25 protein-coding genes are annotated in these 26,934 nt (G+C 61.7%); 11 read left to right on the top strand and 14 right to left on the bottom strand.

What is annotated here, in order from left to right; genetic code table 11:
- Positions 1-41 precede the first annotated feature (41 nt).
- Positions 42-1,850 (top strand): cation:proton antiporter, encoded by a 1,809-nt coding sequence (locus JBE38_RS16310; RefSeq protein ID WP_205344680.1) that lies wholly within the window; start codon positions 42-44, stop codon positions 1,848-1,850.
- Position 1,851: 1 nt separating this feature from the next.
- On the opposite strand, the gene JBE38_RS16305 is transcribed toward JBE38_RS16310, so the two are convergent.
- The 6 genes from JBE38_RS16305 to ffh form a co-directional block, all read right to left on the bottom strand.
- Positions 1,852-2,265 carry an acyl-CoA thioesterase gene (locus JBE38_RS16305; protein WP_003193963.1) on the bottom strand — a complete coding sequence of 138 codons (414 nt, stop codon included), beginning with the start codon at positions 2,263-2,265 and terminating at the stop codon, positions 1,852-1,854.
- Between the two features lie 81 nt (positions 2,266-2,346).
- The gene (gene rplS, locus JBE38_RS16300) at positions 2,347-2,697 is read right to left on the bottom strand and encodes a 50S ribosomal protein L19 (protein WP_003175895.1); all 351 of its coding nucleotides are present in this window, start codon (positions 2,695-2,697) and stop codon (positions 2,347-2,349) included.
- A gap of 45 nt (positions 2,698-2,742) precedes the next feature.
- Complete coding sequence (trmD, locus tag JBE38_RS16295) at positions 2,743-3,516, bottom strand: tRNA (guanosine(37)-N1)-methyltransferase TrmD (protein ID WP_174554031.1); 774 nt, start codon at positions 3,514-3,516, stop codon at positions 2,743-2,745.
- Positions 3,498-4,034, bottom strand: coding sequence for a ribosome maturation factor RimM (rimM, locus tag JBE38_RS16290; protein ID WP_060754274.1), 537 nt, complete (start codon positions 4,032-4,034; stop codon positions 3,498-3,500). Before rimM ends, trmD begins: the two co-directional genes overlap by 19 nt.
- A gap of 5 nt (positions 4,035-4,039) precedes the next feature.
- Positions 4,040-4,291: a 30S ribosomal protein S16 gene (gene rpsP, locus JBE38_RS16285; RefSeq protein ID WP_025854836.1), complete on the bottom strand. Its 252-nt coding sequence runs from the start codon at positions 4,289-4,291 to the stop codon at positions 4,040-4,042.
- A gap of 250 nt (positions 4,292-4,541) precedes the next feature.
- Positions 4,542-5,918 (bottom strand): signal recognition particle protein, encoded by a 1,377-nt coding sequence (ffh, locus tag JBE38_RS16280; protein WP_060754275.1) that lies wholly within the window; start codon positions 5,916-5,918, stop codon positions 4,542-4,544.
- A gap of 234 nt (positions 5,919-6,152) precedes the next feature.
- On the opposite strand from ffh, the gene JBE38_RS16275 reads away from it, so the two are divergent.
- The 3 genes from JBE38_RS16275 (at position 6,153) to JBE38_RS16265 (ending at position 9,748) form a co-directional block, all read left to right on the top strand.
- Entirely contained in the window at positions 6,153-6,965 is an 813-nt protein-coding gene (locus JBE38_RS16275; protein WP_060754276.1) for a cytochrome C assembly family protein, read from the top strand.
- Between the two features lie 12 nt (positions 6,966-6,977).
- A complete protein-coding gene (locus tag JBE38_RS16270; protein ID WP_090368765.1) occupies positions 6,978-8,216 on the top strand; it encodes a transporter associated domain-containing protein in 1,239 nt (412 codons plus the stop codon).
- A gap of 221 nt (positions 8,217-8,437) precedes the next feature.
- Positions 8,438-9,748: an MFS transporter gene (locus JBE38_RS16265; protein WP_205344679.1), complete on the top strand. Its 1,311-nt coding sequence runs from the start codon at positions 8,438-8,440 to the stop codon at positions 9,746-9,748.
- Positions 9,749-10,000: 252 nt separating this feature from the next.
- Here the strand turns inward: JBE38_RS16265 and purT are convergent, their stop codons facing one another.
- From purT to JBE38_RS16240, 5 genes are all read right to left on the bottom strand, one after another.
- The gene (gene purT, locus JBE38_RS16260; protein WP_205344678.1) at positions 10,001-11,182 is read right to left on the bottom strand and encodes a formate-dependent phosphoribosylglycinamide formyltransferase; all 1,182 of its coding nucleotides are present in this window, start codon (positions 11,180-11,182) and stop codon (positions 10,001-10,003) included.
- 70 nt (positions 11,183-11,252) lie between these two features.
- On the bottom strand, positions 11,253-11,720 hold the full coding sequence (locus tag JBE38_RS16255) for a VUT family protein (protein ID WP_090368762.1): 468 nt from the start codon (positions 11,718-11,720) through the stop codon (positions 11,253-11,255).
- Between the two features lie 160 nt (positions 11,721-11,880).
- A complete protein-coding gene (locus tag JBE38_RS16250; protein WP_090368760.1) occupies positions 11,881-12,096 on the bottom strand; it encodes a DUF1289 domain-containing protein in 216 nt (71 codons plus the stop codon).
- Entirely contained in the window at positions 12,093-12,617 is a 525-nt protein-coding gene (locus tag JBE38_RS16245; RefSeq protein WP_060754281.1) for a gamma carbonic anhydrase family protein, read from the bottom strand. Before JBE38_RS16245 ends, JBE38_RS16250 begins: the two co-directional genes overlap by 4 nt.
- A gap of 36 nt (positions 12,618-12,653) precedes the next feature.
- Positions 12,654-13,256: a CoA pyrophosphatase gene (locus tag JBE38_RS16240; protein ID WP_090368758.1), complete on the bottom strand. Its 603-nt coding sequence runs from the start codon at positions 13,254-13,256 to the stop codon at positions 12,654-12,656.
- A gap of 146 nt (positions 13,257-13,402) precedes the next feature.
- On the opposite strand from JBE38_RS16240, the gene JBE38_RS16235 reads away from it, so the two are divergent.
- From JBE38_RS16235 to nagE, 7 genes are all read left to right on the top strand, one after another.
- Positions 13,403-13,951 carry an NUDIX hydrolase gene (locus JBE38_RS16235; protein ID WP_090368756.1) on the top strand — a complete coding sequence of 183 codons (549 nt, stop codon included), beginning with the start codon at positions 13,403-13,405 and terminating at the stop codon, positions 13,949-13,951.
- Between the two features lie 38 nt (positions 13,952-13,989).
- The gene (locus tag JBE38_RS16230) at positions 13,990-14,493 is read left to right on the top strand and encodes a L,D-transpeptidase family protein (protein WP_060754284.1); all 504 of its coding nucleotides are present in this window, start codon (positions 13,990-13,992) and stop codon (positions 14,491-14,493) included.
- 263 nt (positions 14,494-14,756) lie between these two features.
- Positions 14,757-15,515 carry a GntR family transcriptional regulator gene (locus JBE38_RS16225; RefSeq protein ID WP_060754285.1) on the top strand — a complete coding sequence of 253 codons (759 nt, stop codon included), beginning with the start codon at positions 14,757-14,759 and terminating at the stop codon, positions 15,513-15,515.
- A gap of 10 nt (positions 15,516-15,525) precedes the next feature.
- A complete protein-coding gene (nagA, locus tag JBE38_RS16220; protein ID WP_205344677.1) occupies positions 15,526-16,632 on the top strand; it encodes an N-acetylglucosamine-6-phosphate deacetylase in 1,107 nt (368 codons plus the stop codon).
- Positions 16,613-17,635, top strand: coding sequence for an SIS domain-containing protein (locus JBE38_RS16215; protein WP_104994728.1), 1,023 nt, complete (start codon positions 16,613-16,615; stop codon positions 17,633-17,635). The genes nagA and JBE38_RS16215 overlap by 20 nt, the downstream gene beginning before the upstream one ends.
- Positions 17,636-17,671: 36 nt before the next feature.
- Positions 17,672-20,182 carry a phosphoenolpyruvate--protein phosphotransferase gene (gene ptsP / locus JBE38_RS16210; protein ID WP_205344676.1) on the top strand — a complete coding sequence of 837 codons (2,511 nt, stop codon included), beginning with the start codon at positions 17,672-17,674 and terminating at the stop codon, positions 20,180-20,182.
- A gap of 27 nt (positions 20,183-20,209) precedes the next feature.
- The gene (nagE, locus tag JBE38_RS16205) at positions 20,210-21,916 is read left to right on the top strand and encodes an N-acetylglucosamine-specific PTS transporter subunit IIBC (protein ID WP_205344675.1); all 1,707 of its coding nucleotides are present in this window, start codon (positions 20,210-20,212) and stop codon (positions 21,914-21,916) included.
- Between the two features lie 151 nt (positions 21,917-22,067).
- On the opposite strand, the gene JBE38_RS16200 is transcribed toward nagE, so the two are convergent.
- The 3 genes from JBE38_RS16200 to purL form a co-directional block, all read right to left on the bottom strand.
- A complete protein-coding gene (locus tag JBE38_RS16200; protein ID WP_126870614.1) occupies positions 22,068-22,355 on the bottom strand; it encodes a hypothetical protein in 288 nt (95 codons plus the stop codon).
- A 187-nt stretch (positions 22,356-22,542) separates the two neighbouring features.
- Positions 22,543-22,854, bottom strand: coding sequence for an NGG1p interacting factor NIF3 (locus tag JBE38_RS16195; protein ID WP_090368747.1), 312 nt, complete (start codon positions 22,852-22,854; stop codon positions 22,543-22,545).
- A gap of 4 nt (positions 22,855-22,858) precedes the next feature.
- Positions 22,859-26,755, bottom strand: a complete 3,897-nt coding sequence (purL, locus tag JBE38_RS16190; RefSeq protein ID WP_205344674.1) for a phosphoribosylformylglycinamidine synthase — start codon at positions 26,753-26,755, stop codon at positions 22,859-22,861.
- Positions 26,756-26,934 lie beyond the last annotated feature (179 nt).

Genomic DNA, 26,934 nt, shown 5'->3' with positions numbered 1-26,934 from the left:
AGTCTTTCATAGCCCGCTATTTCAAGGAACAGGGAGCTTCAATGAACGAACAACAGATCCTGCTGGCACTGGGCGGCATTGGCGTGGCCGCACTGGCCTGCCAATGGCTGGCATGGCGCCTGAAACTTCCAGCCATCCTGTTTCTGTTGTTGAGCGGCATCCTGGCGGGCCCGGTGCTGGGCTGGCTCAATCCCCAGGAAATGTTCGGCCCGCTGCTGATGCCCCTGGTATCCCTGGCCGTGGCGCTGATTCTGTTTGAAGGCAGCCTCACCCTGCACCTCTCGGAATGGAAGGAAATCGGCAGCGTCGTCCATCGCCTGGTCACGCTCGGCGCCCTGTCGACATGGGCGGTGATTACCGTTGCCACCCATTGGCTGCTGGGGTTCGACTGGCTGCTCGCCCTCTTGTTCGGCACCCTGACCCTGGTCACCGGGCCCACCGTGATTGTGCCCATGCTGCGGGTGGTGCGCCCCAAGGCGTCCATCGCCAATATTCTGCGCTGGGAGGGCATTGTCATTGACCCGATCGGCGCGCTGCTGGCCGTGGTGGTCTATAGCTTCATCATCGCCCGCGCATCGGGCGAAGGCCTCAGCCACAGTCTGCTGACCTTCGGCGGGGTCATCCTGTGCGGCAGCCTGTTCGGCATTGCCGGTGGCTGGGTGCTGGGGCAGATCATGCGTCGGCAATGGCTGCCCGAATACCTGCACAACCTGGCCACACTGGCCGGGGTGTTGGGGATATTCATCGCCGCCAACCGGGTGATGCATGAGTCCGGCCTGCTGGCGGTGACCCTCATGGGCATGTGGATGGCCAATATGAAAGGCGTGGATGTACGGCACATCCTGCACTTCAAGGAGAACCTCAGTGTGCTGCTGATCTCCGGGCTATTCATTCTGCTGGCAGCGCGCCTGGACCTGAATGCCTTGATCGCCTTGGGGCCGCTGGTGCTGATTCTGTTGCTGGTCATTCAATTTATCGCACGCCCCTTGAACGTCGCGCTTTCAACCTGGGGTTCCGGGCTGAATTGGCGCGAGCGTGCGCTGCTGTCATGGATCGCCCCACGCGGGATCGTGGCCGCGGCGGTGTCAGCGATCTTCGCCATTCGCCTGGATGAAGCAGGCCATGCCGGCGCATTACTCCTGGTTCCACTGACGTTCGCCGTGATCATCGGCACCGTGGTCCTGCAAAGCGCCACGGCACGCCCGCTGGCCCGCCTGCTGAAAGTCGCCGAGCCTGCGCCCAGCGGTTTTCTGATCGTCGGTGCGAATGGCCCGGCGCGCATTCTGGGCAAGGCCCTGCAGCAACTGGGCAGCCGTGTGTTGCTGACCGACTCAAGCTGGGAGAACATCCGTGCAAGCCGCATGGAAGGACTGCCCACTTACTTCGGCAACCCTGCCTCACAACACGCCGAATCGCATCTGGATCTGGTTGGGCTGGGCCACCTGTTGGCGCTCTCCCCCTCCGGCGAGCTGAATACCCTGGCCGCCATGCGTTTCCGCCACGACTTCGGCCATCGCCTGTTCGCCCTGGCCAGCAGCCAGGAAAGCCGCCGCACCGATAAACACAAGGCCAGCCACGAGCACCGCGGCCACCTGCTGGGCAGCCAACCCTTGAGCTATACCAAACTCGCCAGCCTGTTGGGCCAGGGCGCCGAGCTATACAGCACGCATCTCACGGAGGGGTTTGGGCTGGAGCAGTACCAGGCACTGCATGGTGATCGCGCGACACTGCTGTTTGCCCGCGATATCAGCGGCTGGGTGCACGTCATCACCCCGGACAGCAGCTTGAAGCCCACCGCCGGCTGGACCTTGCTGGCAGTGATTCAACCGCAAACCTGCGCAGCCGGATAAATCAGTCAACAAACCCAGGCAACACCGGCACCGGGCGTTTGTCGGCATCGATCGCTACAAAGCTGAATACGCCCTGGATCGCCTTCTCGCGGCCATCGGCGCTCATGCTCTCGACGAAGACTTCCACTTCGACCTTGAGACTGGTATTGCCCACTTTGATCACGCGGCCGATCAACTCGACGATGGAACCGGCCGGTATCGCATGGTTGAAGTCAATCCGATCAGTGGAAACCGTCACCAATGGCAGGCGGCAAAAACGCGTGGCGGTGATGAACGACACTTCGTCCATCCAGGCCAAGGCAGTGCCGCCGAACAAGGTGTTGTGGTGATTGGTGGTCGGCGGAAACACCGCCTTGGTGACGTGAGTGACGGACAGGTCGGTGCGGCGTTGGATTTCTTCGAGGCGGGTGGTCATGGACAATACCGGCAAATAGACAAATTTCAGGCACAAAAAAGCAGCCCGTAGGCTGCTTTTTTCTGCATCGGGAAGCTGGACTTAAGCCAGTTTTTCCTTGATGCGAGCTGCTTTACCGGACAGGTCACGCAGGTAGTACAGCTTGGCTTTACGTACGTCACCGCGACGCTTGACGGCCATGCTGTCGATTTGCGGGCTGTAGGTCTGGAAAGTACGCTCTACGCCAACACCGTTGGAGATTTTACGAACAGTGAAAGCACTGTTCACACCACGGTTACGCTTGGCGATTACCACGCCTTCGAACGCTTGCAGACGCGAACGGTCGCCTTCCTTCACTTTCACCTGAACGACAATGGTGTCGCCCGGGGCAAAGGTAGGGATCTCTTTGGTCATCTGCTCTGCTTCGAGTGCAAGGATGATTTTGTTAGTCATGCTGTGCTCCTAAGGTAAGTCAATGGACCTACCATCGATACGTTGTTAACTATCGTCCCGCGCGAGGATGTATTCCTCGAGCAGCTTCTTCTCTTCTCCAGAAAGCGAGCGGCTTTCCAGAAGATCGGCGCGTCGTTCATAGGTCCGACCAAGGGACTGCTGTAAACGCCAACGCCGGATGTGTGCGTGATTGCCACTTAGCAATACGTCGGGAACACGCTGATCCGCATACACCTCCGGTCGGGTGTAGTGCGGGCAATCCAGCAAACCATCCGTGAAGGAATCTTCCTCCGCAGAGTCCACATGCCCTAAAGCTCCAGGCAGCAGTCGTGTAACCGCATCTATCAGGACCATCGCCGGCAGCTCGCCGCCAGACAGGACATAGTCCCCAATCGACCACTCTTCATCGACATGAGCTTCAATAAACCGCTCGTCAATGCCTTCATAGCGACCGGCAATCAGGATCAATGCTTCCTCATTCGCCAGTTCGCGTACCGCAGCCTGTTTCAGCTGACGGCCTTGAGGGGACAGGTAAATTACCTTCGCCTTCTCCCCGGCTGCAGCCTTGGCCTGAACCAACGCGTCTTCCAGGGGCTTGATCTTCATCACCATGCCCGGGCCACCGCCAAATGGGCGATCGTCCACAGTGTGATGTCGATCCGTCGTGTAGTCTCGCGGGTTCCAACAGGTAAGCTGCAACAGCCCCTGTTTCACCGCCCGACTGGTGATGCCGTACTCGCTGATGGCAGAAAACATCTCGGGAAACAAACTGATCACTTCAATGCGCAAATTAGCCACGCTTAGAAGTCCGCGTCCCATTCCACCTTCATCTCGCCTGCGACCAGGTCGACGGCCAACACGCATTGCTCCGTATAGGGCAACAGACGTTCGCGATCATCCAGGCTGCCAGCGCAAGGCTTGACCACCATTACATCATTGGCGCCGGTTTCCAGAAGATGATCGATTTTCCCGAGCAGTTGCCCGAGTTGATCAATAACCTTCAGACCTTCCAGCTGATACCAGTAGTATTCGCCGTCGGTCAATTCAGGGAACAGGTTGCGCGGCACGCAGATCTCATAACCGGCCAGAAGACGAGCTTCTTCACGATCATCAAGACCCTTGAGCTTTGCGACCAGGAACTTATCGCTCCCGCGTCCACTGACCAGCTCGACCTGTTTCACACTCCCTTCGCGCTTGAGCGTCCAGGTTTTGTACTGCAACAGGTTTTCAGTCGGATCAGTAAAGGAATACACCTTCACTTCGCCGCGAACGCCATGAACAGAATAAATCTTGCCGATAACGATCAAATCATCAGCAACAGCTGGCGTCGCGCTCATATTGCTCAGGCCGCGGCCTTAGCCGAGTCCTTCAACAGCTGAGCAACACGCTCAGATGGTTGTGCACCAACGCTCAGCCAGTAGGCTACGCGCTCTTGGTTCACGGACAGACGAACTTCTTGACCACGAGCGATCGGGTTGAAGAAGCCAACTTGTTCCTTGTGAGAGCCGTCACGTGGGTTGCGGCTGTCAGTTACGGTCAAGTGGTAAAACGGGCGCTTTTTGGAGCCGCCAAGGGCAAGACGGATTGTTAGCATGTGAACATCGTTCCTGTAGTCGGTGCTGCAAATCTAAATGCACAGCGGGCATAGGTGCCCGAAAGGCCGCATATTCTAAGGAATATCCGGACTTTTGCAAATGTCTTTTTCTGGCGCCTATCGGCGTGCCATTCAGATCTGCTATAGAGCCGTCGGTTAAAACGGCGAGTCAGCCCCCGCCGATGGCGGGTTTGCTGGAGATCCCACATCCTTGTGGGGCGGAGCAGGAGCACGCTCCCGCTCGAAACTTTTACATTTTTGGCATGCCGCCGCCGGGCAACATACCGCCCATGCCGCGCATCATCTTGGCCATGCCGCCTTTGGCGGAGAACTTCTTCATCATCTTCTGCATCTGCTTGTGCTGCTTGATCAAGCGACCGATGTCCTGCACCTGGGTGCCGGAACCCATGGCGATCCGGCGCTTGCGCGAACCGCTGATCAGCTCAGGGTCGCGGCGCTCGGCCGGGGTCATGGAGTTGATGATGGCTTCCATCTGCTTGAACTGCTTCTCTGCCGCACCCTGGGCATTGCCCATCTGCGCCAGGTTCACACCGCCGATGTTCGGCAGCTTGTCCATCAGGCCGCCAAGGCCGCCCATGTTCTTCATCTGTTGCAGCTGGTCGCGGAAGTCTTCGAGATCGAAGCCCTTGCCCTTCTTCAGCTTCTTGGCCAGCTTGTCGGCCTTGTCCTTGTCGAGGGTGGCTTCGGCCTGTTCGATCAGGCTGAGTACGTCGCCCATGCCGAGGATGCGCGAAGCAATACGCTCAGGGTGGAACGGCTCGAGCGCTTCGCTCTTTTCGCCCATACCGATGAACTTGATCGGCTTGCCGGTAATGGCACGCACCGACAACGCGGCACCGCCACGGGCATCACCATCGACCTTGGTCAGGATCACACCGGTCAGCGGCAGCGCGTCACCGAAGGCCTTGGCCGTGTTGGCCGCATCCTGGCCGGTCATGGCGTCGACCACGAACAGGGTCTCGACCGGGTTGATCGCGGCATGCAGCGCCTTGATCTCGCCCATCATCTCTTCGTCGACGTGCAGGCGACCGGCGGTATCGACGATGACCACGTCGATGAATTTGAGTTTTGCTTCTTTAATAGCAGCGTTAGCAATGTCGACCGGCTTCTGGCTCAGGTCGGACGGGAAGAAGGTCACGCCCACTTCGCCCGCCAGCATTTCCAACTGCTTGATTGCCGCCGGACGGTATACGTCGGCCGACACCACCATGACCGACTTCTTCTTGCGCTCTTTAAGGAAGCGCGCCAGCTTGCCGGCGGTGGTGGTCTTGCCCGCACCTTGCAGACCGGCCATCAGCACAACGGCCGGAGGCACGGCGCTGAGGTTCAGATCTTCGTTGGCCGCGCCCATCAGGCTTTCGAGCTCAGCCTGGACGATCTTCACAAAAGCCTGGCCCGGCGTCAGGCTGCGCGATACTTCGGTGCCGACCGCGCGCTCCTTGACCGAGTTGACGAAGTCCTTGACCACAGGCAAGGCCACGTCGGCTTCCAGCAACGCCATGCGTACTTCACGCAAGGTGTCTTTAATATTGTCCTCGGTCAGCTTGGCCTTGCCGGTAACGTGGCGCAGCGTCTGCGAGAGACGGTCAGTCAAGTTTTCAAACATGCGCGATCCTTTCAGGCCCTATTCATCGAAGTGCAATGGTAGACCGAGGTAATGGCAGCCCAGGCTGTGATAAATCGCTATTAAAAACAGCGCACGGCGAGCCTGCGGCGTGGGCAGATCGCGGATTATAGCGAAGACTGCGCCCATGCACACCCGCTGTCTGGCCCGGGAGTCTTTCGTGGAACGCGGGGGTATGCCAAACTCAACGCCTTTCGGGCTTGTCTATCAGGATTTATGCTCCCTTTGTCACCCAGCTTGCTACCCAGCCTCGCCGCCGCCATCTTGTACGCCGCTGCGACCCTCTATCAGGGCACTCGTCTGGCCCAAGGCACTAAAGCGGACAAACGTCTGCTCGTCGGCCTTGGCGTCCTGGCCCTGCTGGCCCATGCCACGAGCCTGTTCATCCACCTGATGACACCGGTCGGCCTGGGCCTGGACTTTTTCAGCGCCGCCAGCCTGATCGCCGCCGCCGTCATCGCGCTGACCCTGCTGGCGTGCTACCGCATTCCCGTCGAGAACCTGCTGGTCCTGCTCTTCCCGCTGGGAACATTGACGGTACTGCTGGCGCACTTCACGCCGACCGGCACCGTGCAGGTCATTGATGAAGGGCCCGGCATCCTGACTCACATCCTGCTGTCGGTCCTGGCCTACGGCATGTTCACCATTGCGGTGTTCCAGGCTCTGCTCCTGCTGTTGCAGGACCACCAGCTGAAAAACAAACATCCGTCCGGGCTGATCAAGAACTTCCCACCGCTGCAAACCATGGAAAGCCTGTTGTTCGGCTTCCTGTGGGCCGGCTGGACGCTGCTGTCGCTGTCACTGATCTCGGGCTGGCTGTTCGTCGAAAACCTGTTCGCCCAGCACCTGGTGCACAAAACCCTGCTGGCGTGCCTGGCCTGGGTGGTGTTCAGCGTGCTGCTGTGGGGGCGCAACCGCCTTGGCTGGCGCGGGCACAAGGCGATCCGCTGGACCCTGGCCGGTTTCTGCCTGCTGATGCTGGCCTATTTCGGCAGCAAGCTGGTTCGCGAATACATCCTGCATATCTGACGGGCAGCAAAAATGGACAACTTGCCCCTGGGGCCGATGCTCGCGGTGATCGCCCTGCTGATTTTATGGGCGGCGCTGTTTACCGCCATCGAAGCCGCACAACAGCACCTGCTGGCCCTCCGCCCCGGTACACGCCAGGGCGACAAGGCCGCCGCCCGCCTGAGCTTCCCGCGTAACAGCCTGATCCTGTGCAACAGCCTGTGCCGCGCTGGCGTGGTGATTCTCTGCACCTTGCTGGCCATCTACGCCTGGGCGCAGAACGGCCCCTGGCTCGGCTGGCTGATTGCCTGCGCGCTGTTGCTGATACTCGCCGACTACCTGCCGCGCGCCCTGGCCACCCGCCACCCGCAGGCGGTATTGGGGTTTGGCAATGCGCTGCTGGGCATCCCCCTGAAAATCCTCTACCCCCTGGCCTGGCTGCTCAATGGCATCAGCCTGTTGCTGCTGCGCCCGTTCGCGCGTAAATCCGGCGTGGTAAAAAACAGCGACCAGCCGTTGCCCGAGCATGACGATGAGCCGCAACCAGACTCGGACGAAGGCCGAACGCCTGGCTTGCCGGGTATCCACGCGCTGGACAACATCACGGTCAACGACATCCTGGTGCCTCGCAGCGAGGTGGACGGGATCAACCTGGACGACTCGACCGAAGAGATCATCGAACAACTGCGCACCTCCCAGCACACCCGCCTGCCGGTGTTCCACAGCGACATCAACCAGGTCGAAGCCGTGCTCAACACGCGGCAGATCCAGCACTTGTTGCCCGATGCCAGCCTGACCAAGGAAGCGTTGCTCGCCGCCTGCCATGAGCCTTACTTCGTACCGGAAAGCACGCCCCTGCAGCTGCAACTGCTGAACTTCCACAAACAGCAACGCCGCCTGGGCATGGTGGTGGACGAATACGGCGAAGTGCTGGGCATCGTCACCCTGGAAGATATCCTCGAAGAAATCGTCGGCGAATTCGAAAGCGAGCAAAGTTCAGACAACCCGCATATCGAAGCCCAGACCGACGGCCGCTATATCATCGACGGCGCTGCCTCGATCCGCGAACTGAACAAGAGCCTGGGCTGGCACCTGCCCAGCGACGGCCCCAAGACCCTCAACGGTCTGGTGACCGAAGCGCTGGAGACCATTCCCGACTGCGCGGTGTGCCTGAAAATCGGCCGTTATCGCCTGGAAATCCTCGAGACCGAGGACAACCGCGTCAGCAAAGTGCTGATCTGGCACACCAGCCGGGTGCCGGTCGCCGCCTGACCCTCTTGTTGGAACTGCACCCCCCTTCCTATAATCGGGCGGCTTATCCAAGCCCCGCCCGACCGCGTGCTACCCGCACGAAGCGCGTCCAGGCACCGCACCATCCTGTCTGACCGGTGTTTGCTCCCATCCCGAGCCACTCCGCGCACTGCCCTGAACCCTGGGTGTTCGACCAATAAAAATCCGCGTCCAAACGCGCAATGACTGTCAGGGATACTGCCATGAGCACCACCTACAACGAGGCCGCGAGCGCCGCCCCGAGCAACTCGACCGCACGGGTCGCCACGGCGAGCATCGTCGGCACTGCCATCGAATTCTACGATTTCTACATCTATGCTACCGCTGCGGCGCTGGTGATCGGCCCGGTGTTCTTCCCACAGACCTCCGGCACCGCACAGATGCTGGCGTCGTTCCTGACCTTCGGTATCGCTTTTATCGCCCGCCCGCTGGGTTCGGCGCTGTTTGGCCACTTTGGCGACCGCATCGGCCGCAAATCCACGCTGGTCGCGTCCTTGTTGCTGATGGGGGTGTGTACCACACTGATTGGCTTGCTGCCCGGCTATGACAGCGTCGGAGCGTGGGCGCCGATCCTGTTGTGCGTGCTGCGTTTCGGCCAGGGCCTTGGCCTTGGCGGGGAATGGGGTGGCGCAGCGTTGCTGGCCACCGAGAACGCGCCGAAAGGCAAACGCGCCTGGTTCGGCATGTTTCCGCAACTGGGGCCTTCGATTGGGTTCCTGGCCGCCAACGGCTTATTCCTGATTTTGGCCATGAGCCTGAGCGACGAGCAATTTCGCAGTTGGGGCTGGCGCATCCCGTTCATCCTCAGCGCCGCGTTGGTGATGGTCGGCCTGTATGCACGCTTGAAGCTGCACGAAACCCCGGTGTTCGCCAACGCCGTGGCCAAAGAGGCCCCGGTGAAAGTGCCGTTGGTGGAGTTGTTCAGCCAGCATTGGGCGCCAGTACTGCTGGGGGCCGCGTCGATGGTGGTGTGTTATGCCCTGTTCTATATCACCACCGCATTTTCCCTGAGCTATGGCGTGTCGACACTGGGCTACAGCCGCGAGACATTCCTCGCCCTGTTGTGCTTTGCCGTGCTGTTCATGGGGTTGGCGACGCCACTGGCGGCCCTGGCCAGTGACCGCTATGGGCGCAAGCCGGTACTGATTGCCGGGGCGATCCTGGCGATTTTGTCGGGTTTCACCATGGAGCCGCTGCTGACCCACGGCTCAACCTGGGCCGTGGCGCTGTTCCTGGCGCTGGAGCTGTTCCTGATGGGCGTGACCTTCGCCCCCATGGGCGCACTGTTGCCGGAATTGTTCCCGACCCGCGTGCGTTATACCGGCGCTTCGGCGGCGTATAACCTGGGTGGGATTGTCGGCGCGTCGGCCGCCCCCTTCTTCGCGACCAAGCTGGTGGCGATGGGCGGGCTGAGTTATGTCGGCGGGTATGTCTCGGCGGCGGCGCTGCTCAGCTTGATTGCGGTGCTGTGCCTGAAAGAGACGCGGGATAACGACTTGAACAAGATCGCCTGATGATCGTTCCTACGCTCCGCGTGGGAATGCAGACCGGGACGCTCTGCGTCCCAAAGCGTGACGCAGAGCGTCACAAGAGGCATTCCCACGCAGAGCGTGGGAACGATCTGTAATGACTTGAACAAGGTCGCCTGATGATCATTCCCACGCTCCGCGTGGGAATGCAGACCGGGACGCTCTGCGTCCCAAAGCGTGACGCAGAGCGTCACAAGCGGCATTCCCACGCAGAGCGTGGGAACGATCTGTACGTGATTACAGCTCTACAACGACAGCCTGGGAAGCACGGGTCGCCTTGGCCCGAGCGGCTTCGATCGACTCATCCCGCGCCAACGCCACACCCATGCGGCGCTGACCATTCACCTCCGGCTTGCCGAACAGTCGCAACGCCGTGTCCGGCTCGCTAAGTGCGGCGCCCAGGTTGGCGAATGCGGTCTGGGTCGACTGCCCTTCCACCAGGATGACTGCCGAAGCCGAAGGCCCGAACTGACGGATCAACGGGATCGGCAGGCCCAGAATGGCACGCGCGTGCAGGGCGAACTGCGACAGGTCCTGGGAGATCAGGGTCACCAGGCCAGTGTCATGGGGACGTGGCGACACTTCGCTGAACCATACCTGATCACCCTTGATGAACAACTCCACGCCAAACAGGCCACGCCCACCCAGCGCCTCGGTGACCGCCTTGGCGACACGCTCGGACTCCGCCAGGGCAATCGGGCTCATCGCTTGCGGCTGCCAGGATTCCTGGTAATCGCCCTTCTCCTGGCGATGGCCAACCGGCGCGCAGAAGGTCGTGCCGCCGATGTGGCGCACGGTCAGCAAGGTGATTTCGTAGTCGAAGTCGATAAAACCCTCGATGATCACGCGGCCTTTGCCGGCGCGCCCGCCCTCTTGCGCGTAATCCCAGGCTTTCTGCACGTCGTCAGTGCTGCGCAGCAGGCTCTGGCCCTTGCCCGACGAACTCATTACCGGCTTGACCACGCAGGGGAAGCCCAGGTCCTGGACGGCCTTGCTGTAGCCTTCGAAGGTATCGGCGAAGTGGTACGGCGAGGTCGGCAGGTCCAGCTCCTCGGCGGCCAGGCGACGGATGCCTTCGCGGTTCATGGTCAGCGAGGTGGCACGCGCGGTCGGGATCACGGTGAAGCCTTCGGCCTCCAGTTCCACCAGGGTGGCGGTGGCGATGGCTTCGATTTCCGGCACGATGAAGTGCGGTTTCTCGGCCTCGATCACTGCGCGCAGGGCCGCGCCGTCGAGCATGTTGATCACATGGCTGCGATGGGCGACCTGCATGGCCGGCGCGTTGGCGTAGCGATCCACGGCAATCACTTCAACGCCCAGGCGTTGCAGCTCGATCACCACTTCCTTGCCCAGCTCACCGCAGCCACACAGCAAAACGCGGGTCGCGGTTGGCGACAATGGAGTTCCGATTCGGGTCATCTCAGGTCCTCAGGGGAGCGGATCATGGGGGAGAAAGGCCGGCATTTTACATGAACTGTAAAAATTGGCCTCAGTTGGCGACGGCACGCTTGCGCAGGCGCCACGCCATGACCAGCCACACCACCGTGACCCCGGCAAATTTCGACACCAATGCCGTCCCCACCACCGCCGGTGTGAGCGCACCAATCAGGCCGAAGAAAATAAAGGTATCGAGCGGAATGCTCAGCGCCGAACTTATCCACAGACGATCGTGGAGGGGGCGCTTGGTGATGGTGAACACCAGCCAGTCAATACACTCGGACACCGCGAACGCCGTGGCACTGGCCAGGGCAATCGCCGGGTCGGACGTCACATATGACAGCACCAGCGCCGCCAGCATGGCGACGATCGCGCCATGACCAAAGCGCGTCTGCACCATGTCGCGCAGGATAAACACCAGGCCACCCCAGGCGGACCAGATGACATCCAGGTGCGGGGCGGTGGAAAAGGCGAAATTGATCAGCACGACGCTGCTGATGTAGGCGATCAGGAAAAGCATGGGAAGGGACCTGTGGGTAATGCCACACAGGGTACACAAATAAAGACATATCGTCTGGGAGTGCCTCTTCGCGAGCAAGCCCGCTCCCACAGTTGACTGTGTTCATCCTGTAGGAACGCGGTCAAAATGTGGGAGCGGGCTTGCTCGCGAAAGCGATCTATCAGGCACCGGATTTGCCGGGCATCATCCACACCAACCCACTCGCTTTCGCCCGTTCATGGCACAGCCCGAGTACCACCCGCCGCTCGGCATTGTCCATGCGGCTCCAGCGGGTGATTTCATCCACGGTGCGCTGGCAGCCGGTGCAAATATCATCATCATCCAGTGCACAAATGCTCACGCACGGTGAGGCGACGGGGCGTTCAACGGGGTTCATTCTGCCTGCTCGACCAGGTCACGCGCATAGCGTTGCGCGTTATGCACATAGTGCGCGGCACTGGCTTCGAGCATGCGTTTCTGCGCTTCGGTCAGCTCACGCACCACCTTGCCCGGCGACCCCATCACCAGCGAGCCGTCAGGAATTTCCTTGCCTTCACCGATCAGCGAGTTGGCCCCGATGATGCAATGCTTGCCGATTTTGGCGCCATTGAGGATCACCGCGTTGATGCCGATCAAGCTGTAGTCGTCGACGGTGCAGCCATGCAGCATGGCGTTGTGGCCGATGGTCACGCCGGTGCCCAGGGTCAGCGGGTAGCCCATGTCGGTGTGCATTACGCTGCCGTCCTGCACATTGCTGTTCTTGCCGATCAGGATCAGTTCGTTGTCGCCACGCAATACCGCGTTGAACCACACGTTCGCGCCCTCCTCCAGCTTGACCTTGCCCACCAGCGTGGCATTGGGCGCCACCCAGCTGTGGGGATGGGTCTCGACGCGGGCTTCGCCCAGGCGATATTTCATGGTGTGTCCTCACGGCGTTGCCACTCAAGCGGTGGCTCAGGTGTTGATGAAACTCTTGGGGGGTTGGTGCAGGCTGATCTGGGCGTCGTCGTACAGCAGGTTGATCAGTTCGACAATCATGATCGCCGTCAGGCCCCAGATCTTGTATTCGCCAAACCGATAACTGGGCACGTACCAACTGCGTCCCTGGTAATCGATTCGGTGGGTGTGTTCGCGCGGGTCCTGGCGGAAAAACTCCAGGGGCACGCTGAAGACTGCGGCGATCTCGGCATCGTTGGCCAGGTAGTCGACGTAATCCGGAATCACCCCGACGTAGGGCGTGACCCGAATGCCATGCAGGGAAATCAATGGACTCAACGGCCCGATCACCTCCACCAGACCAGGTGGCAGGCCGATTTCTTCTTCGGCTTCGCGCAACGCGGTAAAAATCAGGTCGGGGTCTTCCGGATCGCGGCGCCCACCGGGAAAAGCCACTTCACCGCCGTGGGTCGACAGGCCGCTGGCGCGCAAGGTCAGGATCAGCTCCGGTTCGTCACTGCGGGTAATCGGCACCAGCACGGCGGCCTCGGGGAAACGCCCGTCAGTCTCAAGCGTGTGGGGAGTGTGATTGCTTACCCGGCGAAGTAGCTCGTCCAGCATGAGTCATCTCGGTCTGTTGGCTACCTTGCATCATGCACCAAAGCGGGCAGGCACCCAACCCCAAAACCCGGTGCATGTCGCGAAACGACAACTTGCAGGGCCCTGCCCGCCAAGCCAAGATAGGCCCACTCTCCAGGAACCCCAGCATGAACTTCTGCAGCCAGTGCGGTAAACCGGTCACCCAGCGCATTCCCGAAGGCGACAGCCGCCTGCGCTATGTATGCGACCACTGCTCGACCATTCACTACCAGAACCCCAATATCGTCGCCGGCACGGTGCCGGTGTGGGGCGACAAAGTGCTGCTGTGCCGCCGCGCCATCGAGCCGCGCCTGGGTTACTGGACGCTGCCCGCAGGCTTCATGGAGAACGGCGAGACCGTGGAGCAGGCGGCCACGCGTGAAACCCTCGAGGAAGCCTGCGCCCGCGTACGCAACCTGTGCATCTATACCCTGATCGATGTGCCGCACATCAGCCAGGTGCATATCTTCTACCGCGCCGAACTGCTCGACCTGGATTTTGCCGCAGGCCCCGAAAGCCTTGAAGTGAAGCTGTTCGATGAAGCCGAGATCCCTTGGTCAGAGCTGGCTTTCCGCACGGTCGGGCGTACCTTAGAATGCTTCTTCGCTGACCGCCGCCAACACGTATTCCCGGTGCGCAGCGAGTCGGTGCCGCCTATGAAGCCACCGGCCAAATAACACTCAAGGCGGCATCGTCCACAATGGAAACCGTTTCAATGCGTTGGTTGCTCGCTGTTATCTGCCTGTCATTCGCTACGTTGTCTTCGGCCTCCACGGTGGAAATCATCGGCGGCAAGCCGGTCGAAAAAATCCTGGTGCTCAAGTCTGCCCGTCAGTTGCAGTTGATCAACGACGGCAAGCCTCTCAAGACCTACCGCATTTCCCTGGGCCGCAACCCCAAGGGCGCCAAGCTGATCGAGGGCGACCGCCGCACGCCGGAGGGCCTCTACTGGATCGACTGGCGCAAGACCAGCGACAAATTCAACCTGTCGATGCACATTTCCTACCCCAACATCAGCGACGCCGCCCGCGCCCGCCGTGAAGGGGTGAAACCGGGCAGCATGATCATGATCCACGGCACTCCCGACAGCGAGGACTACCCGGAGCAGTTGTTCCACACGCTGGACTGGACCGACGGTTGTATCGGCATGCGCAACGTGGACATGCGCGAAGTCTGGAACCTGGTCAAAGATGGCACCCTGATCGAGATTCGTCCGTAATCTCGTACCGTTCGTAAAATAATTCGAAAAAAATCCTGCCCTCCTACAGCGCCTGCCGGTGAATACCAGTTCACCGCGCCGCGCTGCGTCGTTCTGCACGCGGCAAAGACCTCTCTAATACCACTTCATACAAAGCCCCATTACATGGCCTTAAAACCGTGGTTTTCACTGTTTTTGGCGCATTGACATGGTATTTAAGTGGTATTAATTTCCGGCCAATACCGGGCGACAACACTCCAATAACCGCATCGGACACCTGACAGATGAATGCCATCCAGACCCTGCGCCCCGACGACAAACAATCCACGCCGCTGTACCTGCAACTGGCGCGTAACCTGGAAGCGGCGATCCATGCCGGCCAGTGGAAATCCGAGCAGGCGTTGCCATCGGAACGCGTCCTCAGCGAGCAATTGGGCCTCTCACGGGTCACCGCCCGCAAAGCGCTGGAGGTGCTGCTGGCCCAGGGCCTGATCCGCCGCAGCCAGGGCTCCGGCACCTTTATTACCCCGCGCCTGGAACAGCCGCTGTCACGCCTGTCGGGCTTCAGCGAAATGTTAAGGCTCAAGGGCTTTGTGCCCAGCTCCCAATGGCTGGAACGCGAAATCACCCCGCCGACCCACGAAGAGCTGATCCGCCTGGGCCTGTCGCCTACCGACAAAGTGGCGCGCCTCAAGCGTTTACGCAAAGCCGATGACACCGTAATGGCAATTGAAATGACCGCGATGCCCGCCTCGGTGCTGCCGCAACCGCAGGCCATCGGCAATTCGCTGTACGAATACCTCGAAGGCATCGGCAAACCCATCGTGCGTGCCCTGCAACATATCCAGGCGATCAACGCTTCCGACGAGTTCGCCAGGCTGGTGGGCATTGCCCCCGGCACCGCCATGCTGCTGATGACTCGGGTCGGCTACACCGCCGATAACACGCCGATTGAAATCACCGACACCTACTGCCGCAACGACTACTACGACTTCGTAGCCGAGCTGCGCAGGTATGACTTCGCCGCCGAGTTGCGGCCTTAGAGAACTGCCCATGTCCGAAGACAATATCCTCACGCCCGGCGGCTGGATTCGCGGCCGCCTGGTGCACGCACACGGCAAGGTGATCGCCGTCGAAGGCACGCCGTGCGACCCGGCGCAAAACGATTTGCCGTACCTGCTACCAGGTTTTATCGACCTGCACGTACACGGCGGTGGCGGCGCTGACATCATGGAAGGCAGCGACGCCTTCGAGACCATCACCCGCACCCACGTGCGATTTGGGACGACATCGCTGCTGGCCACCACCATGACTGCGCCGGTAGACGAAATCTCTCGCGTGCTGGGCCAGCTCGGCGCGTTCTGTGAGCAGCGCCCGACAGGCGCCGCCCGAGTGCTTGGCGTACATCTGGAAGGCCCCTACATCAATCCAGGAAAACTCGGCGCCCAACCCAATTTCGCCCACACCGCGCTGATGGCCGAAGTGGAAGCCTACCTGCGCCTGGCGCCGATCCGCGTGATCACCATCGCCCCGGAAATCGCCGGGCATGACGCGCTGATCCGCGCCCTCAGCGAGCGCGGCGTACGCATGCAGATCGGCCACACCCTGGGCAGCTACGAAGAAGGCGTCGCCGCCCTCGCCGCCGGGGCCACCAGCTTCACCCATTTGTACAACGCCATGAGCCCGCTGCATCACCGCGAGCCGGGCATCGTCGGTGCGGCGCTGGCCCACGCCAAGTACGCCGAATTGATCCCGGACCTGCTGCATGTCCACCCCGGCGCCATGCACGTGGCGCTGCGTGCGATCCCATGCCTGTACTGCGTCACCGACTCCACCGCCGCCGCCGGCATGCCCGACGGCGAATACAAGCTGGGCAGCCACACCGTGACCAAATGCCTGGGCGGTGTGCGCCTGCCCGACGGAACCCTCGCCGGCAGCACCCTGACCATGGATCAGGCACTGCGCAACCTGGTGAAAATCGGCCTGCCGATCAGCGAAGCCTCACAACGCCTGTCGCAGTTTCCCGCGGACTACCTGGGCCTGGAAGAACGCGGTCGCCTGCAACCCGGCAGTTTTGCCGACTGCGTGCGCCTGGACCGCTCCCTGCATCTGACCGACGTAATGGTCGAAGGAGAAACCATTGACTTCAAAAATGCTTGAAGAGGCCCTGGCCTCATGTGACGCCGTCGCGGCGCAACTGCAGCGCCTGGATCCGCTGCTGGAAGAAATCGCCGGCCGCCTGCGCCGCCAGCCGCCGCAAGTGGCGATGACTATCGCCCGCGGCAGCTCGGACCACGCCGCCAGTTACTTTGCCTACCTGGCCATGCAGCACGTGGGTATCCCGGTGGCGTCGTTGCCGATGTCGGTGGTGACCTTGTTGCAGGCGCCATTGAAGGTCAGCGGCCAGGTGGCGTTCGGTTTTTCCCAGTCGGGGCAAAGCCCGGACCTGGTCAACAGCCTGCGCCTGTTGCGCAAACGCGGCGCCCTGAGTATCTCGCTGGTCAACGCCGAGGGCTCGCCACTGGAGGCCGCCTGCGAATTCCACGTGCCGCTGTGCGCGGGGCCGGAACAAAGCGTTGCCGCGACTAAAAGCTTTATCGCCACCTTGAGCGCCAGCGCGCTGCTGATCGGCCACTGGAACCAGGAAGAGGCTTTGCTGCAAGCCTGCCGCGCCTTGCCGGACGAGCTGCGTACCGCCGCGCAGCAGGATTGGAGCCTGGCGATAGACGCCCTGCGCGACTGCCGGCAACTGATGGTGATCGGCCGTGGTGCCGGGTTTGCCATCGCCCAGGAAGCCGCGCTCAAGCTCAAGGAAACCTCGGCGATCCAGGCCGAAGCCTTCAGCAGTGCCGAAGTGCGCCACGGGCCGATGGCGTTGATCGACAAGAACTACCCCTTGCTGGTGTTTGCCCCCCGCGGCGCCGAACAGGCCGGCCTGCTGAGCCTGGCCGCCGATATGCGCCAGCGTGGCGCCCGCGTGTTGCTGGCCGCGCCGGATGATATCGGCGAACGCGACCTGACCCTGAGTCGCGCCGAACACCCGAGCCTGGACCCGATCCTGGCGATCCAGAGCTTTTACGTGATGGCCGCCGGCCTGGCGGTGGCACGGGGCATGGACCCGGACCAACCGCGTCACCTGAGCAAAGTTACCCGCACCCACTGAGTGGTGTGCACCGTTTTCCTGATGAGTACCGTGTCCATGTCCAACAACAATAATGCATTGACCCTCAGCGCCCCCTTAAGCGGACCGGTGCTGAGCCTGGGCAACGTTCCCGACGAAGTGTTCGCCAGCCACGCCATGGGCGATGGGATTGCCATCGACCCGCTGAATGATCGCCTGCACGCGCCGTGTGACGGGGTGATCATCCATGTGGCCCGCACCGGGCATGCACTGACGATCCGTGCCGAGAACGGCGCCGAAATCTTGATGCATGTGGGCATCGACACGGTAGAACTCAATGGCGAAGGCTTTGCGCTGTTGGTTGAAAACGGCGCACGGGTGAAACTGGGCCAGGCGCTGGTGCAGTTTGATCTGGACCGCATCGCGCGCCAGTGCAAAAGCCTGGTCAGCCTGATCATTCTGACCAATGGCGAGCGTTTTGAACTACGCGCGCTCGCAGGGCAAACCGTTGAGGTCGGCCAGCCGTTGCTGCAGATCACTGCGCGCTCGACGTCAGCGCTTGAAACGGCTGTGGATAACTGCGCCTTGGAGGCCAGCGCCAGCGTACGCATTACCCACCGTGGCGGTTTGCATGCCCGCCCTGCCGCGTTGATCCGCAAGACCGCACAGGGTTTCAGCAGCACCGCCCATCTGCGCTTCGGCGAGAAATACGCCGCGTGTGACAGCCTGATCGGTTTGTTGGGGCTGGGCATCGGCGAAGGCGATGAGGTGCAGGTGACCTGTCGTGGCAAGGACGCCGAGGCGGCTGTGCAAGCGTTGGTCGCCGCCCTGTCCGCCAGCATTAAAGAGGAGCACCACGCGCCAGCCGTCGCCGCGCCGCGTCGGACCAACACCGAAGCCGGCGTACTGCAAGGCGTGTGCGCCGCGCCGGGGCTGGCCTGCGGGCCGTTGTTCCGCCTGGCCGGCATCGAACTGCCGCACGATACCGGCAATCACATCGCCAGTGAACAACTGCGCCGGCTGGACACCGCGCTGGAGCAGGTACGCGGTGAAATCCGCAGTACGCTGGACCACGCCCGCCAGCGCAAGAGCATCGAAGAAGAAGACATCTTCGCCGCCCACCTCGCCCTGCTCGAAGACCCGGCCCTGCTGGAAGCCGCCACTGCCGCCATCGAACAGGGCAGCGCCGCCACCCACGCCTGGCGCGACGCAATCCAGGCGCAATGTGCCGTACTGCTGGCCCTGGGCAAGCCGCTGTTTGCCGAGCGCGCCAACGACCTGCGCGATTTGCAGCAACGTGTGCTGCGTGCGCTGCTGGGCGAAGCCTGGCATTTCGAACTGCCCGCCGGCGCGATTGTCAGCGCCCATGAGCTGACGCCATCCGACCTGCTGCAACTGACTGCGCAGAACGCCGCCGGCATTTGCATGGCTGAAGGCGGCGCCACCTCCCACGTCGCCATTCTGGCCCGTGGCAAGGGGCTGCCGTGTGTGGTCGCGCTGGGCAGCGAAGTCCTCGACGTGCCGCAAGGCCAACGCGTCGTGCTCGACGCCGCCAACGGCCGCCTGGAACTGGCGCCCAGCGAAGCGCGCCACGCCGAAGTGCACCAGATTCGCGACGCACAAAAACGCCGCCGCCAGCAACAACAGGCACAGGCCCGGGAACCGGCATGCACCACCGATGGCGTACGCATTGAAATTGCCGCCAATGTCGCCTCCAGCGCCGAGGCCCAGGTGGCGTTTGACAACGGCGCCGACGGCGTCGGCCTGCTGCGCACCGAATTCCTCTTCGTCGACCGCCGTACCGCGCCGGATGAACAGGAACAACGCCAAGCCTATCAAGCCGTGCTCGACGCGATGGGCGATAAGTCCGTGATTATCCGCACCATCGATGTGGGCGGCGACAAGCAGCTCGACTATTTACCGCTGCCTGTGGAAGCCAACCCGGTGTTGGGCCTGCGCGGCATCCGCATGGCGCAGGCGCGCCCCGAATTGCTCGACCAGCAATTGCGCGCCCTGCTGCAAGTCAACCCGTTGGGGCGCTGCCGCATCCTGTTGCCGATGGTCAGCGAAGTCGACGAACTGCTGCAGATTCGCCAGCGCCTCGATGAGTTATGCACAACGTTGGAACTGACCACGCGCCCGGAACTGGGGGTGATGATCGAAGTGCCGGCCGCTGCGCTGATGGCCGAACAACTGGCCGAGCACGCGGACTTCCTGTCCATCGGCACCAACGACCTGTCCCAATACACCCTGGCCATGGACCGCGACCACGCCGGCCTCGCCGCCCGGGTCGACGCCTTGCACCCGGCCCTGCTGCGATTGATCGCCCAGACCTGTGCCGGCGCGGCCCGGCATGGGCGTTGGGTGGGTGTGTGTGGCGCCCTCGCTTCCGACCCGCTGGCCACGCCGGTATTGGTCGGCCTGGGGGTCAGCGAGCTGTCGGTGAGCCCGCTGCAGATCGGCGAAATCAAGGACCGCGTCCGGCACCTGGACGCAGCGCAATGCCGGCAACTGAGCCAGGGCCTGCTCGACCTGAGCAGCGCCAGGGCGGTTCGCCAAGCCTGTCAACACCACTGGCCGCTGAGCTGACAACAACAAGAAAAAAGGAGACACGCCATGTACCAACACTTTATCGAAGGTCTGCAACGCCTGGGCCGTGCCCTGATGCTGCCGATTGCGATCTTGCCGATCGCCGGCCTCTTGCTGCGCCTGGGCGACACCGATCTTTTGAATATCGCGGTGATGCACGACGCCGGTCAGGCGATCTTCGCCAACCTGGCGCTGATCTTCGCCATCGGCATCGCGGTAGGCTTTGCCCGTGACAACAACGGCACCGCGGGCCTGGCCGGCGCGATTGGTTACCTGGTGATGATCTCCACCCTCAAGGTGATGGACACCAGCATCAACATGGGCATGCTCGCCGGGATCGCCAGCGGCTTGATGGCCGGCGGGCTGTACAACCGCTTCAAGGACATCAAGCTGCCGGAGTACCTCGCGTTCTTCGGTGGACGACGGTTCGTACCGATTGTGACCGGGTTCAGTGCGGTCGGCCTGGGCGTGATCTTTGGCTTGATCTGGCCGCCCATCCAGCATGGCATCAACAGTTTTGGCGTGCTGCTGATGGAAAGCGGCAGCCTCGGCGCGTTTGTGTTCGGCGTGTTCAACCGCCTGCTGATCGTCACCGGCCTGCACCACATCCTCAATAATATGGCTTGGTTTGTGTTCGGCAGCTTTACCGACCCGGCCACCGGCGCGGTCGTGACCGGCGACCTTACCCGCTATTTCGCCGGCGACCCCAAAGGTGGCCAGTTCATGACCGGCATGTTCCCGGTGATGCTGTTCGGCCTGCCTGCCGCCTGCCTGGCGATGTACCGCAATGCACTGCCGGAGCGCCGTAAAGTCATGGGCGGGATTTTCCTGTCGATGGCACTGACCTCGTTCCTGACCGGGGTGACCGAGCCGATTGAATTCGCGTTCATGTTCCTGGCGCCGTTCCTGTACCTGATCCATGCGGTGCTGACCGGCCTGTCGATGGCGGTCACCAATCTGCTGAATATCCACCTCGGGTTTACTTTCTCCGGTGGGTTTATCGACATGGTGCTGGGCTGGGGCAAGTCCACCAACGGCTGGTTGGTGTTCCCGGTGGGCCTGGCCTATGCGCTGATCTATTACAGCGTGTTCAATTACTGCATTCGTCGGTTCAACCTGAAGACGCCAGGGCGTGAAGATATCCAGGTGGTGCAGGCAGAAGTCATGAGCGACAACCAACGTGCTACGGCTTACATCCAGGCCTTGGGCGGCGCAGAGAACCTGCTGAGCGTCGGTGCCTGCACCACGCGCCTGCGCTTGGACATGGTGGATCGCAACAAGGCGGTGGATGCAGAGTTGAAAGCGCTGGGTGCCATGGCCGTGGTGCGGCCAGGTAACGGTGGGAGTTTGCAGGTGGTGGTCGGGCCGATGGCCGACAGCATCGCCGATGAAATTCGCCTGGCCATGCCGTCATTTGTGCCCAGTACGCCGGTGGGCGTTGCGCCTGCGGATAAGCCGATGACAGTGAATGTGCAAGAAGCCGAGCAATGGCTGAACGCCTTGGGCGGCCGGGCGAATGTGCGCCAGCTTCAAGCCGTGGCGATGACTCGGTTGCGGGTGGAGTTGGGCGATGATTCAGTGTTGTCCGAAGCGGACCTGACTGCGCTGGGTTGCCAGGGTGTGAGCCAACTCGACAGTGGTGTCTGGCACCTGTTGATTGGTGACAAAGCGCCGAGGTTGGGTGAGGCACTGGAGCGGTTGGTAGGAGCTCCGCAGATCGGGGCAAGCGCCTGACGCTTCATCGTTTGAAAAGACCTCTTCGCGAGCAAGCCCGCTCCCACATTTTGATCTGTGAATACATTCAAAGTGTGGGAGCGGGCTTGCTCGCGAATGGGCTTAACGGGCGCCTGATGTTTTGAGGTCTGACACGTCATTCAGAGTGCATTCATGAAAGAAGCTCAATGACATAACTTTTAGACACGTCACTGTCCGAAAGAGCAACGTTAAAAGAGTGTTGCGCCTTCTCCAGGTGTGAAACATCTACAGTGATCGAACCCACCCTATTTGAATCGGACGTTCCTTGGCCCAATACTCGCTTTGAAACCCGAAGCAGATAAGCCTGATTGGGAAAATTGGTTTCAACAAAGCACTTCAGTGTTACATCCCGGGTTTGCCCGCGATCAGGGATCGTATTTCCTTGTGAATCCTCTACGCTAGTGATCTGCAGTGTCATGACTTTATCCTCTGAAGCGAAGTCGGACTTCAAGTAAACACTTCCCCTGTATTTACCGTAACTGTGAACATTGACAGTTGACGCTACAAAATCGCCGTCCTGATGCCTGATCAAGCTCCCTCCTACACAACAAAAAACCCGCTGACCAAACTGGCCCAGCGGGTTTCTTGTTTATGCAGCGTGCGAATCAAAAATCCGCTAACTGCCACACCTCATACGCCGGTGTTTCGTACGGGTGGCTGAGTTTGAGCGCAGCCACGACAGCCACGATCAACTCATCCGCCACCACCAGCTCAACCTTCCACTCTTCAACCACTTCAACCTGGCCCACCTGCCCGATAAACGGCTGGCTGCCGTCCAACGCGCGGAACTGGCCCTGACCCGGCACTTGCCAGGCGCAGCTGTCGTAGTTGCCGATGCGCCCGCCACCCGCGGCGAAGACGGCGGTTTTTACCGTCTCCACGTGGCTGGCGGGCACAAAGAAGGCGAGCTTGTACACAGCCTTAGTTCACCCACACGCGGGCGTTGCGGAACATGCGCATCCAGGCGCCGTCTTCGTTCCACTCTTCCGGACGCCACGAGTTCTGCACGGCGCGGAACACACGCTCCGGGTGCGGCATCATGATGGTGACGCGACCGTCGCGGCTGGTGAGGCCGGTGATCCCACGCGGCGAGCCGTTCGGGTTGGCCGGGTAGGCCTCGGTGACCTTGCCGTGGTTGTCGACGAAACGCATGGCCACGCAACCGGACAGGTCGGCTTCAAGCAAGGCTTCTTCGCTGGCGAACTCGGCATGGCCTTCACCGTGAGCGATGGCGATCGGCATACGCGAACCGGCCATGCCTTGCAGGAAGATCGAGTTGGATTCCTGCACCTGCACCATGGCGACACGGGCTTCGAACTGCTCGGAACGGTTGCGCACGAAGTGCGGCCAGAACTCGCTGCCCGGGATCAGTTCGTGCAGGTTGGACATCATCTGGCAACCGTTGCACACACCCAGGGTGAAGCTGTCGTTGCGTTCGAAGAAGCCCTGGAACGCATCGCGGGCACGGCTGTTGAACAAGGCCGACTTGGCCCAGCCTTCACCGGCACCCAGCACGTCGCCGTAGGAGAAACCGCCGCAGGCGACCAGACCCTTGAACTCATTGAGGTCAACGCGACCGGCGAGGATGTCGCTCATGTGCACGTCGATCGCATTGAAGCCGGCACGGTCGAACGCAGCCGCCATTTCCACCTGGCCGTTGACGCCTTGCTCACGCAGTACGGCAACTTGTGGGCGGATGCCTTTCTTGATGTAAGGCGCGGCGATGTCCTGGTTGACGTCGAAGCTGAGCTTGGTGCTCAGGCCCGGGTTGTCTTCTTCCAGGATCACGTCGAATTCCTGCTGGGCGCAGTCGGCGTTATCACGCAGGCGCTGGATCTGGTAGCTGGTCTCGGCCCACTGGCGCTGCAGCAAGCGGCGCTGACCCGAGAACACCGTATCGCCATCAAAGGAGATATTGATTTCGCCGTTGTTGACCGGCTGGCCAATCACCGCCACGCAGTCGTCCAGGCCGGCGGCGCTGAACTGTGCGAGGACATCCGGGGTAGCGTCCTGGCGAACCTGGATCACCGCGCCCAATTCTTCGTTGAACAGGATGCCGTTGATTTCAGCCGCCGCCTCGGCAACGCTGTCGAGCACGATGTTCAGGCCGCAGTGGCCGGCGAAGGCCATCTCGACAACGCTGGTCAGCAGGCCACCGTCGGAACGGTCGTGGTAAGCCAGCAGGTGACCGTCGGCGTTGAGGCCCTGGATCACGGCGAAGAAGGCTTTCAGGTCTTCGGCGTCATCGACGTCCGGGGCCTGCTTGCCGAGTTTGCCGTGGGTTTGTGCCAGGATGGAGGCACCCATGCGGTTCTGGCCACGGCCCAGGTCGATCAGGATCAGATCGGTGGTGCCCTTGTCCATGCGCAGTTGCGGGGTCAGGGTCTGGCGGATGTCGGTCACGGGTGCGAAGCCGGTGACGATCAGCGACAACGGCGAGGTGACGCTCTTGTCCGTACCGTTCTCATTCCAGCGGGTGGCCATGGACATGGAGTCCTTGCCCACCGGGATGGTGATGCCCAGCTCAGGGCACAGTTCCATGCCGACCGCTTTGACGGTGTCGTACAGACGTGCATCTTCACCCGGGTGACCGGCAGCGGACATCCAGTTGGCCGACAATTTGATGTCGGACAGCTTGCCGATGCGCGACGCGGCAAGGTTGGTCAGGGTTTCGCCAATGGCCATGCGCCCCGACGCCGGAGCGTCCAGCAGGGCCAGCGGGGTACGCTCGCCCATGGCCATGGCTTCACCGGTGTAGACGTCGAAGCTGGTGGCGGTGACGGCAACGTCGGCCACCGGAACTTGCCACGGGCCGACCATCTGGTCACGCGCAACCAGGCCGGTGATGGTGCGGTCGCCGATGGTGATCAGGAAGCTCTTGCTTGCCACGGACGGGTGGTGCAGCACGCGTTCGATGCTGTCGGCCAGGTCCAGGGGGCTTGGGTCGAAATCGTCGCCCAGCTCGGTTTCACGCACGGCCGAACGGTGCATGCGCGGGGCCTTGCCCAGCAGCACTTCCAGCGGCATGTCCACCGGGCTGTTGCCGAAGTGGCTATCAGTCACGGTCAACTGCGGTTCGGCAGTGGCTTCACCGACCACGGCAAACGGGCAACGCTCGCGTTCGCAGATGGCCTGGAAGCGCGCGAAGTCTTCAGCGCCAACGGCCAGCACGTAGCGTTCCTGGGATTCGTTGCTCCAGATTTCGTGCGGGGCCATGCCCGGCTCGTCGTTTGGAATATTGCGCAATTCGAAACGGCCACCCCGGTCGCCGTCGTTGACCAGTTCCGGGAAGGCGTTGGACAGACCACCCGCGCCGACGTCGTGAATGAAGCTGATCGGGTTCTTGTCACCCAATTGCCAGCAACGGTCGATGACTTCCTGGCAGCGGCGCTCCATCTCCGGGTTTTCGCGCTGTACGGAAGCGAAGTCCAGGTCCGCCGAGCTGGTGCCGGTGGCCATGGAGGAAGCCGCGCCGCCGCCCAGGCCGATCAGCATCGCCGGGCCACCGAGCACGATCAGCTTGGAGCCGACCAGGATCTCGCCTTTCTTGACGTGTTCTTCACGGATGTTGCCCATGCCGCCGGCCAACATGATCGGCTTGTGGTAACCGCGCACTTCATCGCCACGCGGGGTGGTGATGGATTGTTCGAAGGTACGGAAATAGCCGGTCAGCGCCGGACGCCCGAACTCGTTGTTGAACGCCGCGCCGCCCAGCGGGCCTTCGATCATGATGTCCAGTGCGTTGACGATGCGCTCAGGCTTGCCGTACGGCACTTCCCACGGCTGTTCGAAACCTGGGATCTGCAGGTTCGACACGGTGAAACCGGTGAGGCCCGCTTTTGGCTTGGCGCCACGGCCGGTGGCGCCTTCGTCGCGGATCTCGCCGCCGGAACCGGTGGCTGCGCCCGGGAACGGGGCAATCGCGGTCGGGTGGTTGTGGGTTTCAACCTTCATCAGGATGTGCACCGGCTCCTGCACCGCGCCGTACTGGCGGGTTTCAGGGTCCGGGAAGAAACGGCCGGCGACGGAGCCGACGATCACCGAGGCGTTGTCCTTGTAAGCCGACAGAACGCCTTCGCTGTGCATCACGTAGGTGTTCTTGATCATGCCGAACAGGCTTTTTTCCTGGCTTTCGCCGTCGATGTCCCAACTGGCGTTGAAGATCTTGTGACGGCAGTGCTCGGAGTTGGCCTGGGCAAACATCATCAGTTCGATGTCGTGCGGGTTGCGCTTCAAGCCGTTGAAGGCGTTGACCAGGTAGTCGATCTCGTCTTCGGCCAGGGCCAGACCCAGTTCGGTGTTGGCCTTCTCGAGGGCGGCACGGCCACCGCCGAGCACGTCGATCACGGTCAGCGGCTTGGGTTCGGCATGGCTGAACAGGCCGGCAGCCTGTTCCAGCTGGCTGACGATGATCTGGGTCATGCGGTCGTGCAGGCTGCTGGCGATCAGCTCGGCTTCGGCCTCGCTGAACTGGCCGGCGACGTAGAAAGCGATACCGCGCTCCAGGCGCTGGATGTTCGAAAGGCCGCAGTTGCGGGCGATATCGCTGGCCTTGCTCGACCAGGGCGAGATGGTGCCGAACCGTGGCAGAACCAGGAACAAGCGGCCGGTCGGCTCTTGAACGGGAACGCTGGGGCCGTACTTCAGAAGGCGTGCGAGCACTTGCTGTTCGTCGGCGGTCAAGACGCCGGTAACGTCGGCGAAGTGAGCAAATTCAGCATACAGGCCTGTAACAGCTGGAACCTTCTGGCTCAGTTGCTCAAGGAGTTTGCTGTGGCGAAAGGCAGAAAGGGCAGGAGCGCCGCGCAGGATCAACATCTTCGGGACAGCCTCGGGAAGGGGGTGTGCTTTGAGGCCGTGCATTCTAGCGTAAACCGCCGCCAACGGCACCCGAAACGCTACGGCCGGCCGCTGCCGAACGTCAGTTGGCAGGTAATGCACGCTCCCGGGGCGTTTTGCCGGGCCGCGCATGCAGTTATTTTAACCGTCATAAACCT

It is taken from the genome of Pseudomonas sp. ICBG1301, assembly GCF_016918385.1.
GTDB lineage: Bacteria > Pseudomonadota > Gammaproteobacteria > Pseudomonadales > Pseudomonadaceae > Aquipseudomonas > Aquipseudomonas palleroniana.
This window is presented reverse-complemented; position numbering and strand designations above follow the sequence as displayed.